12 protein-coding genes and 1 pseudogene are annotated in these 12083 nt (G+C 59.8%); 6 read left to right on the top strand and 7 right to left on the bottom strand.

The window, feature by feature from the left end; translation table 11 throughout:
• Window positions 1-5: 5 nt before the first annotated feature.
• From AACY19_RS09495 to rlmF, 3 genes are all read left to right on the top strand, one after another.
• Window positions 6-413: a DNA polymerase III subunit chi gene (locus tag AACY19_RS09495; RefSeq protein ID WP_339449993.1), complete on the top strand. Its 408-nt coding sequence runs from the start codon at window positions 6-8 to the stop codon at window positions 411-413.
• Window positions 414-534: 121 nt separating this feature from the next.
• Complete coding sequence (locus AACY19_RS09490; RefSeq protein WP_339449992.1) at window positions 535-3381, top strand: valine--tRNA ligase; 2847 nt, start codon at window positions 535-537, stop codon at window positions 3379-3381.
• Between the two features lie 266 nt (window positions 3382-3647).
• Window positions 3648-4667, top strand: coding sequence for a 23S rRNA (adenine(1618)-N(6))-methyltransferase RlmF (rlmF, locus tag AACY19_RS09480; RefSeq protein WP_339449991.1), 1020 nt, complete (start codon window positions 3648-3650; stop codon window positions 4665-4667).
• 186 nt (window positions 4668-4853) lie between these two features.
• On the opposite strand, the gene AACY19_RS09475 is transcribed toward rlmF, so the two are convergent.
• Entirely contained in the window at window positions 4854-5135 is a 282-nt protein-coding gene (locus AACY19_RS09475) for an HU family DNA-binding protein (RefSeq protein WP_003221909.1), read from the bottom strand.
• Window positions 5136-5530: 395 nt separating this feature from the next.
• On the opposite strand from AACY19_RS09475, the gene yejK reads away from it, so the two are divergent.
• Complete coding sequence (gene yejK / locus AACY19_RS09470; RefSeq protein WP_339449990.1) at window positions 5531-6535, top strand: nucleoid-associated protein YejK; 1005 nt, start codon at window positions 5531-5533, stop codon at window positions 6533-6535.
• Window positions 6535-6885 carry a glutaredoxin family protein gene (locus AACY19_RS09465; RefSeq protein ID WP_339449989.1) on the top strand — a complete coding sequence of 117 codons (351 nt, stop codon included), beginning with the start codon at window positions 6535-6537 and terminating at the stop codon, window positions 6883-6885. Before yejK ends, AACY19_RS09465 begins: the two co-directional genes overlap by 1 nt.
• A gap of 55 nt (window positions 6886-6940) precedes the next feature.
• Here the strand turns inward: AACY19_RS09465 and AACY19_RS09460 are convergent, their stop codons facing one another.
• The 5 genes from AACY19_RS09460 to AACY19_RS09440 form a co-directional block, all read right to left on the bottom strand.
• On the bottom strand, window positions 6941-7876 hold the full coding sequence (locus AACY19_RS09460) for a glutathione S-transferase family protein (RefSeq protein WP_339449988.1): 936 nt from the start codon (window positions 7874-7876) through the stop codon (window positions 6941-6943).
• Window positions 7877-7960: 84 nt separating this feature from the next.
• Window positions 7961-8263, bottom strand: a complete 303-nt coding sequence (locus AACY19_RS09455; RefSeq protein WP_339449987.1) for a GIY-YIG nuclease family protein — start codon at window positions 8261-8263, stop codon at window positions 7961-7963.
• 39 nt (window positions 8264-8302) lie between these two features.
• Entirely contained in the window at window positions 8303-8773 is a 471-nt protein-coding gene (locus tag AACY19_RS09450; protein WP_339449986.1) for a nuclear transport factor 2 family protein, read from the bottom strand.
• A 112-nt stretch (window positions 8774-8885) separates the two neighbouring features.
• Complete coding sequence (locus AACY19_RS09445; RefSeq protein ID WP_339449985.1) at window positions 8886-10190, bottom strand: CynX/NimT family MFS transporter; 1305 nt, start codon at window positions 10188-10190, stop codon at window positions 8886-8888.
• The gene (locus AACY19_RS09440; RefSeq protein ID WP_339449984.1) at window positions 10180-10839 is read right to left on the bottom strand and encodes a FadR/GntR family transcriptional regulator; all 660 of its coding nucleotides are present in this window, start codon (window positions 10837-10839) and stop codon (window positions 10180-10182) included. Before AACY19_RS09440 ends, AACY19_RS09445 begins: the two co-directional genes overlap by 11 nt.
• 118 nt (window positions 10840-10957) lie before the next feature.
• Here AACY19_RS09440 and AACY19_RS09435 point away from each other — a divergent pair.
• Window positions 10958-11230 (top strand): annotated as a pseudogene (locus AACY19_RS09435) (type II TA system antitoxin MqsA family protein); the annotation flags it as partial.
• A gap of 84 nt (window positions 11231-11314) precedes the next feature.
• Here AACY19_RS09435 and AACY19_RS09430 read toward each other — a convergent pair.
• Complete coding sequence (locus tag AACY19_RS09430) at window positions 11315-12079, bottom strand: amino acid ABC transporter ATP-binding protein (RefSeq protein ID WP_339449983.1); 765 nt, start codon at window positions 12077-12079, stop codon at window positions 11315-11317.
• Between the last annotated feature and the right edge of the window lie 4 nt (window positions 12080-12083).

Here is a 12083-nt window from a genome sequence, read left to right as displayed (position 1 = left end):
CGCCCATGGACACTCCGAAACCGCAGCATAAGCCAACCCACCTGCTGGACGATCTCGAATCGATCCGCCAGTTGCTCGGCGACGACAACCTGCAACCCCCCCTGCTGACCGACACGGTCGAGGATGGCGAACAGGAACAGATTCCGATGTTGTTCGATTCTGTCGGCAATGAACCGCCTACCGTCGAACCCCGACCCGCGCCAGCGCCAGTTCCCGCGGCACAGCCCGCCGCAGCTGTGGATACCGGCCCCGACGCCCTGCTCCACCTCGACAGCGAACTGCGCGCCGCCGCGCAATTGATCATGCAAGACGTGATCGACGACTTCGCCCCGCACATCGAAACCGAAATCAAACGCCGTCTCGATGCGCGGATGGAGCGGCTGCTCGCCGCAGCTGCAAGCGGCAAGCTTTAAGCTGCAAGCCAAAGCCAAAGCAAATCCGCCGCGCGCCTCTTGCAGCTTGTGGCTTGTGGCTGTCCCCACGGCTATACTTCCCGGCTTTTCCTGAATAAATGCCAATAGGGTCCCGCCGCGCATGGATAAGACCTACCAGCCGCACGCCATTGAAACTTCCTGGTACAACACCTGGGAGTCCGAGAACTACTTCGCCCCGCAAGGCGCGGGCGACTCCTACACCATCATGATCCCGCCGCCGAACGTCACCGGCAGCCTGCACATGGGTCACGGCTTCAACAACGCGATCATGGACGCGCTGATCCGGTTCCGCCGCATGCAGGGTCGCAACACCCTGTGGCAGCCAGGCACCGACCACGCCGGTATCGCCACGCAGATGCTGGTGGAGCGTCAACTCGAAGCTCAGGGCCAGAATCGCCATGACCTGGGCCGTGAGAAATTCCTCGAGAAAGTCTGGGAGTGGAAGGATCAGTCCGGCGGCAACATCAGCCGTCAGATCCGCCGCCTCGGCTCGTCCGTCGACTGGAGCCGCGAGCGCTTCACCATGGACGACGGCCTTTCGGAAGCGGTTAAAGAGGCCTTTGTGCGCCTGCACGAAGACGGCCTGATCTACCGCGGCAAGCGCCTGGTCAACTGGGACACCAAACTGCACACGGCGATTTCCGACCTCGAAGTGGAAAACCACGACGAGAAAGGTTTCCTGTGGAACCTGAAATACCCGCTGGCTGACGGCGCGAAAACCGCTGAAGGCAACGACTTCCTGATCGTCGCGACCACCCGTCCGGAAACCATGCTCGGCGACTCCGCCGTCGCGGTTAACCCGAACGACGAGCGCTACAAAGCCCTGATCGGCAAGTTTGTCGAGCTGCCACTGGTTGGCCGCCGCATCCCGATCATCGCCGACGATTACTGCGATCCTGAATTCGGCACCGGTTGCGTGAAAATCACCCCGGCCCACGATTTCAACGACTACGAAGTCGGCAAACGCCACAACCTGCCGCTGCTGAACATCTTCGACAAGAACGCCAACGTGCTGCCGGCCGCTCAGGTGTTCAACCTCGACGGTACGCTGAACGACAGCATCAACGGCAAGATCCCGGCCGAATACGCCGGTCTCGAGCGTTTCGAAGCGCGCAAGCAGATCGTCGCAGCATTCGACGCCGCCGGCCTGCTGGTCAGCGTCGACGATCACAACCTGAAAGTGCCGAAAGGCGACCGCTCCGGCACCGTGATCGAACCGTGGCTGACCGACCAGTGGTACGTGTCGACCAAGCCTTTGGCCGAGCCAGCGATTGCCGCCGTCGAAGACGGTCGCATCCAGTTCGTGCCCAAGCAGTACGAAAACATGTACTTCTCGTGGATGCGCGACATCCAGGACTGGTGCATCAGCCGTCAGCTGTGGTGGGGCCACCGCATTCCGGCCTGGTACGACGAGTCGGGCAAAGTCTACGTCGGTCGCGACGAAGCCGAAGTGCGTGCCAAGCACAACCTCGGCCCGGACGTTGCGCTCCAGCAGGACAACGACGTACTCGACACCTGGTTCAGTTCCGGCCTGTGGACGTTCTCCACCCTGGGCTGGCCTGAAAAGACCGAGTTCCTGAAAAAATTCCACTCCACCGACGTACTGGTGACGGGCTTCGACATCATTTTCTTCTGGGTTGCCCGGATGATCATGCTGACCATGCACCTGATCAAGAACGAGGATGGCACCCCGCAGGTTCCGTTCAAGACCGTTTACGTGCACGGTCTGGTGCGTGATGGCCAGGGCCAGAAGATGTCCAAGTCCAAGGGCAACGTCCTTGATCCGCTGGACATCATCGACGGTATCGAACTGGAAGAACTGGTACGCAAGCGCACCTCCGGCATGATGCAACCGAAACTGGCGAAAAAGATCGAGAAGCAGACCCGCGACGAATTCGCCGACGGTATCGCCAGCTATGGCACCGACGCCCTGCGCTTCACTTTCTGCTCGCTGGCCTCGACCGGTCGCGATATCAAGTTCGACATGGGCCGCGTCGAAGGCTATCGCAACTTCTGCAACAAGATCTGGAACGCTGCGCGTTATGTTCTGGACAAGGGCGAAGACTGCGGCCAGAACGGTGAAGCCTATGAGCTGTCGCTGGCGGATCGCTGGATCATCTCGCAGCTGCAACGCACCGAAGCCGAAGTGACCCGGCAACTGGATCAGTTCCGTTTCGACCTCGCCGCTCAGGCGCTGTACGAGTTCATCTGGAACCAGTATTGCGACTGGTACCTGGAATTGTCCAAGCCAGTGCTGTGGGACGAAAATGCGCCGGTTGAACGTCAGCGCGGCACCCGTCGCACATTGGTTCGCGTGCTGGAAGTGGCACTGCGTCTGGCCCACCCGTTCATGCCGTTCATCACTGAAGAAATCTGGCAGCGCATCGCGCCGCTGGCCGGTATTCAGGGCAAGACGATCATGCTGCAAGCGTGGCCAGTGGCCAACGAAGAACGCATTGACCCGGCCGCCGAAGATGACATCGAATGGCTCAAGGAACTGATGCTCGGCACGCGCAACATTCGTGGCGAAATGAACATCGGCCCGGGCAAACCGCTGCCGATCTACCTGAAGAACGTCAGCGCTGAAGACCAGCGCCGTCTGACCGAGAACGAAGCGCTGCTGAAGAAGCTCGCGCGCCTGGAATCGATCACCGTTCTGCAGGCTGGCGAAGAAGCACCGTTGTCCGCTACCGCGCTGGTTGGCGAGATGGAAGTGCTGGTGCCAATGGCCGGTCTGATCGACAAGGGCGCCGAGCTGGCGCGTCTGGATAAAGAAATCCTGCGTCTGCAGGGTGAAGTCCAGCGCGTTGGCGGCAAACTGTCGAACGCCGGTTTCGTTGACAAGGCCCCGGCCGAAGTCATCGAAAAAGAACGCGCCAAACTGGCCGAGGCTGAGCAAGCCCTGGGCAAACTGGCCGAGCAGCATGCGCGGATTGCCAGCCTGTAACGGCAAATTGCATTAAAAAGGCGCGCCACCCGATTGGGTGACGCGCCTTTTTTATTGCCTGCTTTCTTTCATCCCTGCAAATCCCTGTGGGAGCGAGCTTGCTCGCGAAGAGGCCGTGTCAGGCGAAAGTGATGTTGACTGAGAGGACGCTTTCGCGAGCAAGCTCGCTCCCACAGAAATCGGTGGTGATGCTGATATTGAGTTCGCAGCGGCTGGATGTGGGACAATACCCGCCACTTTCAGCCATACCCGAATCGACCACGCCCATGAACGCCCCCCGCACACCCAAACCTGCGCGCAAAAAGCCTGTGCCCGCGAACCCGGCCAAAGCCGTTGCACCGCGTGAAAAGGCCAGCCTGCATCCGCGCAATCGCCATCAGGGTCGTTATGACTTCCCGGCGCTGATCAAGACCACGCCAGAACTGGCGAAGTTCGTGATCACCAATCCGTATGGCAAGGAAAGCATCGACTTCGCCAGTCCGGACGCGGTGCGCGTATTCAACCGGGCGCTGCTCAAGGCGTTCTACGGCATTCAGCATTGGGACATTCCGGCAGATTACCTCTGCCCGCCGGTTCCTGGCCGAGCCGATTATGTGCACTTCCTCGCCGACCTGCTGGCCAGCATGAACGATGGCAAGGTCCCGCGTGGCGCGATTGTCAATGTGCTGGACATCGGCATGGGCGCCAACTGCGTTTATCCGCTGATCGGCAACAGCGAATACCGCTGGCACTTCCTCGGTTCGGAAATCGATCCGACGGCCGTGGCTGCCGCCCGGGCCATCGTTCAGTCCAATGACCTGAACAAGGTCATCCAGCTGCGCCAGCAGGAAAACCGCAAACACATCCTGATCGGCTTGCTGGAGCCTGGCGAACGCTTTGACCTGACCATGTGCAACCCGCCGTTCCACGCTTCGATGGAAGAGGCGACCAAAGGCAGCGAGCGCAAATGGCGCGCACTGGGCAAGGCCGACCCGAAACGCAAGCTGCCGGTACTGAACTTCGGCGGCCAGTCGGCGGAACTGTGGTGCGAAGGCGGTGAAGCGCGATTCGTGACACAACTGATCGCCGAGAGCGCGAATTTCCAGCACAAAGTGTTGTGGTTCAGCACCCTGGTGTCGAAAGCCTCGAACCTGCCCGCCATCGAAACCGCGCTGAAAAAAGCGGGTGTGCTGGAAAGCCAGGTCGTGGAAATGTCGCAAGGTCAGAAGCAAAGCCGTTTCGTGGCGTGGACTTTCCAGACCAAGTCGGAGCAGCAGATCTGGCGTCGCGAGCGCTGGGTTCGCTAACACTGACTTACGCGCGGGAGCGGGCTTGCTCGCGAAGGCAGTGTTTCAGTCAACGTCAATGTCGACTGATAAACCGCTTTCGCGAGCAAGCCCGCTCCCACATTTGATTTTTGGTGCCTGTAAAAAGCGGGCACAAAAAAACCGTGCCCGGATCACTCCGGTGCACGGTTTTTTTATCGCTGCGTCTTACTTGTTCACAGCGTCGGTCAGGCCTTTTGCCACAACCAGCTTGATCACTTTCTTTGCAGGGATTTCGATGGCAGCGCCAGTCGAAGGGTTACGGCCGGTGCGGGCAGGACGCTCGGTCACTTTCAGCTTGCCGATACCTGGCAAGGTGATTTCGCCGCCGTTTTCCAGCTGATCAGCAACGATCTGGCCCAGTTGGTCCAGAGCGTTACGCGCGGTGGTTTTCGGCGCGTCGATAGCTTCAGCGATGTCGGCGATCAGTTGGTCTTTAGTAAGAGCCATGTAGTGTTCCTTCCCTATCAAATTCATATGGATTGCAGAGTGCAGTGTCAGCCATCGAGCCCGATCTTCTGGATCTGGCACCCTCGGCGATAACCACGACGAGTCGGGTTATAGATGCCGAAATCAGGGTTTGGTTCGACCTGACAAATGCTGAATGCACGCTTAACGCAGTGACTTCGCGTAAGACCGGGCAAAACTAGCACAGAGACGGGGAAATATCCGCCTCTAGCTACCCATTTGGTCAGGTTTATTGCACTAAACCAGTAAAAAACCGCATAAGCCCGGTCGTGCGCCCCGCTTTTGCCCTACAACCCGCGCCAAAACCAATGGTTGCGGTACACTTAGCGCTTTTTCGGGGGAGCCCGCCCTCCTCCCATCCACCAGCCGAGAAGCCCATGCCGATCCGTCATTGCATCGTCCACCTGATCGACAAAAAACCCGACGGCACACCCGCAGTTCTGCACGCCCGCGACACGGAACTGTCTGAGTCTGCAGCCATCGAGAACATGCTCGCCGACCTCAACGAAAGCTATAACGCCAAACAGGGCAAAGCCTGGGGTCTGTTCCATCCGGAATCCGGCGCGTTCCCGTTCAGCGGCTGGCTGAAGGAATACATGGAGGGCGGCAAGGACTTCGCAGCGTTCAGCAGGATCGCGGTCGAGCATCTGCAGAAACTGATGGAAGAATCGAACCTGTCGGTGGGTGGCCACGTGCTGTTCGCCCACTACCAGCAAGGCATGACCGACTACCTCGCCATCGCCCTGCTGCATCACAGTGAAGGCGTGGCGGTGACCGATGAGCTGGACGTGACCCCGTCGCGCCACCTCGACCTCGGCCAGTTGCACCTCGCGGCGCGGATCAACGTCTCCGAGTGGCAGAACAACAAGCAGTCCAAGCAGTACATTTCGTTCATCAAAGGCAAGAACGGCAAAAAGGTCTCGGAATACTTCCGCGACTTCATCGGCTGCCAGGAAGGCGTCGACGGCCCGGGCGAGACCCGCACCCTGCTCAAGGCCTTCAGCGACTTCGTCGAAAGTGAAGACCTGCCGGAAGATTCCGCCCGCGAGAAAACCAAAACGCTGGTCGATTACGCCAACAGCCAGGCCAAACTCGGCGAACCGATGGGCCTGGAAGAGTTGTCGGAGCTGATCGACGAAGAACGCCCGAAAGCCTTCTACGACCACATCCGCAACAAGGACTACGGCCTGTCGCCAGAGATTCCGGCGGACAAGCGCACCCTCAATCAATTCCGGCGTTTCACCGGCCGTGCCGAAGGCCTGTCGATCAGCTTCGAGGCGCACCTGCTGGGCTCGAAGATCGAGTACGACGAAGAGGCTGGCACCCTGGTGATCAAGGGTCTGCCAACGTCGCTCACGGATCAGTTGAAGCGTCGCAACTGATGCTCGGCAATGTGCTGAAGAAGGTTCTGCTGGTACTGCTCGTCGTGGTGGTCTATCAGAACTGGGGCAAGGTCGAGCGGCTGTTCAACCCGTCGCAAATGGTCTCGGAGCAGACGCGGGCACAGGCCAACGTCGTGCTCTACGCCACCGACTGGTGCGGCTACTGCAAGCAGACCAAGCGTTTTCTCGACAGCAAGGGAATTGCGTTCAAGGAGTTCGACATCGAGAAGGATGCCGAGGCACGCAAGGCCTATGAGGCACTGGGTGGACGCGGGATTCCGCTGATCGACGTGAATGGCACGTTGATTCGCGGGTTTGACCCGGACGAGATCCTCGCAGCCCTGAAGTAGTCATTGTGGGAGCGAGCCTGCTCGCTCCCACAGGGTTCGTAGCCGTCTTGAAATTTCAGCGGGCTTCGATGCGGAACCCAAAGCGCGGGAAATGCACATGCACCACGCCGCCGCGCTCGTCTTCGCGACGAATGATCAACTCTTCGCTGCCGGCAAACACCAACTCACCCACCACCGGATCAACCCCGTAATCCGTTGCCGAGATCGCCACGTGCTGCCCGGCCTTGAAGCCATTCGGGTCAATGAACGGCTCATCCGGCAACGCCGCCGGTGTCGCGTTGCGCGCAACCTCAAGCGCCTCTTCCGAGGTCATCTCGCTCGCCGCACCATGACCAAAGCCCAGCACTCGACTCAGCCACGCTGAAACCGCCGGATACTCGTCCACCAGCGGCGCCGTAACGTGAGTGGCCTTGAGGAACCACAGCGGATGCGCCAGCGCGAAGTCGGCAATCGACGGTTCCCCAAACAGGAAGTCGCCCTGCTCGCGCTGCAACTGCTGCTCCAGACGCGCCATGATCGTCGGCCACTGGTGCTTGGCCTGCTCGGCCGACAAGCGGGTCGCGCTCCCCCCACTGAACAACCCGGCACGGTCGGCGAGAAACGCCTTGATCGCTTCCGGCGGCAACTTGCCGAAACGCACCGCCACCGATTCCGGCTGGAAGACCAGGCTCACGGCGTGCTGAAACACCACCGAATCCACCCACGTCGCAAAACTCGCGGTGATCATTTCCAGGCCTTCCGGAAAGAACGCCGGCAACGCTTTTTCCTGCTCCAGACGACGAGCGATCAAGGCGGTGTCGCAATAAATATCCGCGCCGATCTGCAGCACCGGGGTTTTCCGGTAGCCACCGGTCAGGGCCGTCAGGTCAGGCTTGGGCATCACCGGCGAAATGTGCACCGAGCGCCACGACAGGCCTTTGAAACCCAGCAGCAGGCGGGCCTTCTCGGCAAATGGGGAGGTCGGGTAATGGTGCAGAATCAACTCGGACATGCTCGGCTCCGCCGCTCAGATAGTGAGCCAGCAGCTTAGCGTGCATTTGCTTAGCAGCCTACAGATCTGCCTGATGGGAACCCATCAGTCAGATTGATAAGACGCCACCAGACATTCCTTGGCGCTCTTCTTGAGTTTTTTGATCAGCCGTTCCTGGCGCAGCGCATCGCTCTTGTCGCGGCACAGTTCGGTATAGACCAGCGCCATTGCCGGGCTGGAGAGGAAGAACCGCGCGCCTTTACCGCTTTGATGCTTGGCGAAACGGCGCACGGGATCGTCACTGATCCCGCAGTACAACGAACCGTTGGCCGCGCGAACGAGATAGACGAACCAGGATTTGCTCACCGGTTCGGCGACATCGACAGTTTTTTCGCTGAGGCTGGTCAATTCGGGATCAGGACGTGCAGGAAACAAACGGCGATCTTATCAGCGACCGGCCTGAAATGCCTTCAGTCCCTTCAACGCCTGCGCCCGCACGGCGTTGCGCACCAGTGGCGTCCAGCCCAGCAGCAGGCCTTTGAAACCGAGGGCCTGACGCGACCAGCGCCACAGATCGAAATGATCGTGGTGCTCGCAGATCTTGCCATCACGGAACACGAAGCGCGCCTGGATATCATTGACCACGACGTTGCCGGTCTGGCTGAACAGGTAAGTCGCGACCCAATGTGCGCCGCCGCTGCGCTCGTCGGCGCGGACGTGGTCGAAGGTCAGTGAAAAGTCTTTGGCCCGGGTGGTGAGCATCCGCCACATGTCGCCGGCATCGCGCCCGCGCAATTCGCCGAAGGCTGGATCGCTGAACACCACGTCATCGGTGTAGCAGGCCGCCATGGCCTCGGCATCCAGGCGCTGAAAGGCCTGGTAGAAGCGGGTGATCAACGCGGCGTGGGCTTCGCTCATGGGCAAACTCCAAAATAGGTACAGAGTGCCAGCACGATAATCTGCAATGCGGGGAAACACTATCGGCATTCGCACAACGAATACCAGTCACCCACATTTAAAATCAGTGCATTCAGATCCTTTCGCTTTGTACTTGGACGTAGAGTGCGCGCCCGGCACCGAGGCCGGCAATGATCGCGCCGGTGCCAATAATGGCGAAGATCCAGCCTACGGCATTCCAGCCGCCGGTCCAGTCGTGCACCACACCCACCGCGAACGGCCCCATGGACGCGAGGGTGTAACCGAAGCCCTGGGACATGCTCGACAGGTTCGCCGCCACGTGCGAATCCCGCGAACGCAGCACGATCAGGGTCAGCGCCAGGCTGAACGTACCGCCCTGCCCCAGTCCCAGCAGAATCGCCCACCCCCACAGGCCTTCGATCGGCGCATACAGGCAACCGAACAGGCCGCCAAGGGTCAGCGCCATGACCACCACAATCGCCAGCCGCTGATCCTTGCCACGGGTCGCCAGCCACGGTGCAGCCAGAGAGCTGGCCAGTTGAATGATCACCGAGCCGGACAGCACCAGACCGGCCTGAGTTGGCGTCAGCCCACGACCAATCAGGATCGACGGCAACCAGCCGAACACGATGTACGCCAGTGACGATTGCAGGCCCATGTACAAGGTCACCTGCCAGGCCAACGGGTCACGTAACAGACCGCGCACGCGATAGGCGACGTTATGCGCGCCGTGTTTTTGCCCGACTTGCGGCAGCCAGAACACCGCCGCCGCCAGCGCCGGAATCACCCAGAAGCCCAGGCCCATCGCCCAGCTGTCGCCGAAATACTCGCTCAACGGCACGCTGGAACCCGCCGCCATCGCTGCGCCCAGACACAGCGCCATGGTGTAGACGCCCGTCATGGTCCCGGCATGTTTGGCGAAGTCGCGTTTGACGATGCCGGGCAGCAAAACGCCGACGATACCGATGCTCGCGCCCCCCAGCACGCTGCCGGCAAACAGGCCAATCTCGCCGAAATTACTGCGCAGGATGATGCCGCCCGCCAGTGTCAGCAATATCCCCAAGACCACCCGCTCGGCACCGAAGCGGCGCGCCAGAATCGGTGCCAGCGGCGCGAACAGACCGAGGCACAACACCGGCAATGTAGTCAGCAACCCCGCCTGAGCGGCCGACAAGCCAAGGCTTTTCGATACGTCGCTGAGCAACGGCGCCATGCTCGACAGCGCCGGACGCAGGTTCAGCGCTACCAGAATCAGGCCTGACAACAACAGCCAGGGTCGTTTTACCAGCGGATGGCTTTGCTGCACCTGTTCGTCATCGGCTTCGGCGTCGATCAGCAACTCTTCAAGTTCTGTCGTGCGTTTGGGGGCGGTGGATAACTCACTGCGGGACATGGACTTTTCGGTTTCAGGGTTCATTGATCAACTGTCTCGATATGGCTTTGGCCCGCTCCGGGTCGCGTTGCTCGACCGCATCGAGCAGTTCGATGTGCAGGTCGAACACTTCCTGACGGCGCGGGACGATGTTCAGGGTCTGGCGCAATTGCGCGCCGACGATGCTGGAAAAATAGCGATAGAGCTCGCTGAGGGTCGGGTTGTGCGCGGCGTCGACCAGACGGCGATGGAACACCAGATCGCAGCTGATATAGGTGTCGAGGTCGCCGTGATAATGGCTGCCGCTGGTGCCGAGCGCTTCACGTAACGCGACGAGATCCTCGTCGGTACGGCGTAACGCTGCCAGGCCGATGGCCTCGACCTCAAGGATGTGCCGGGTTTCCCGGGCCTGATCCAGCGAGCAACGGGACAGCGCCTTGAGCGTGTCCATCGGGTCAACCACCGCACGCAAATAACTGCCGTCGCCCTGGCGGATCTCGATCAACCCCGAAAACGCCAGCACGCGCATGGCTTCGCGCACGGTATTGCGGCTGATGCCCAACTCGGCACACAACTCAGGCTCGGTCGGCAAGCGCTCGCCGACTTTCCAGGCACCGCTGTTGATGCGCTGGCGGAGTTGATCCAGAGCCTGATCGACCAGGGACCGCTTAATCAGTGGAAAAATTTCAGACACAGGATTCGCCCTCTCATCCAATCATAGGATGAATTTTCTGACATGTTAGTCAGACCCATGTAGGACGGCAACCACCCAGGGTCAATAGGAGAAACATGGAACGGGATTTTCGATTGATTGGGAGTGCAGGGTTTGCGGTGAGATCGTTTTTGACAAGGACACCCACAGCGCCGAACGTTACGTGGATGCCGGCGACCGATTGCTCGAAGACTCACTTCGGCTTATTGGCGCCGAGATGAAGCGCATCCGACTTAAGCTCCATCTCACACACAGGAACGCTGTGAGATGGTTGTCGGGTGGTGGGCACAATGCTTTTTCACGCTATGAGCGGGGCGAGCTTGCTCCACCTCAACCGCTGCTCACGCTGATGCGGCTGCTGGATCGCCACCCTGAACAGGAGCCCGCGCTGACCTCCTGAATCCAGACAAAATAAACCCGGAAATCAATCCGGGTTTATTTCAATGCCATGTAGCAATCAATGCAAAATCTGACTCAGGAACAACTTGGTCCGATCATTCTGCGGATTATCGAAGAAGTCGTTCGGCGCTGCCTGTTCAACGATTTCGCCTTTGTCCATGAAGATCACGCGGTTGGCCACGGTGCGGGCAAAGCCCATTTCGTGGGTTACGCAGAGCATGGTCATGCCGTCTTCAGCGAGACCGATCATGGTGTCGAGCACTTCCTTCACCATCTCCGGGTCGAGTGCCGAAGTCGGTTCGTCAAACAGCATGATTTTCGGTTTCATGCACAGGGCGCGGGCAATCGCCACACGCTGTTGCTGACCGCCGGACAGTTGCCCCGGATACTTGTGCGCCTGCTCTGGAATGCGCACGCGCTCCAGATAATGCATGGCAATTTCCTCGGCCTTGCGCTTGGGCATCTTGCGTACCCACATTGGTGCCAGGGTGCAGTTCTGCAGAATGGTCAGGTGCGGGAACAGGTTGAAGTGCTGAAACACCATGCCGACTTCGCGGCGGATCGCTTCGATCTGCTTGAGGTCGTTGGTCAGCTCCACACCGTCGACGACGATGCGGCCCTGCTGGTGTTCCTCCAGGCGATTGAGGCAACGAATCGTCGTCGATTTACCCGAACCCGACGGACCGCACAGGACGATACGCTCGCCCTGTTTGACGTTGAGGTTGATGTCTTTCAGCACGTGGAACTGGCCGTACCACTTGTTGACGCCCTGCATCTGAATAATGCCTTCCGGGCCCACTGGCTTTTTGTTTGCTTCGCTCATTTAC

It is taken from the genome of Pseudomonas sp. EA_5y_Pfl2_R50, from assembly GCF_963970475.1.
Classification (GTDB): Bacteria; Pseudomonadota; Gammaproteobacteria; order Pseudomonadales; family Pseudomonadaceae; genus Aquipseudomonas.
Note: the sequence above shows the minus strand (reverse complement) of the source record. Positions and strands in the feature narration are given on the sequence as shown.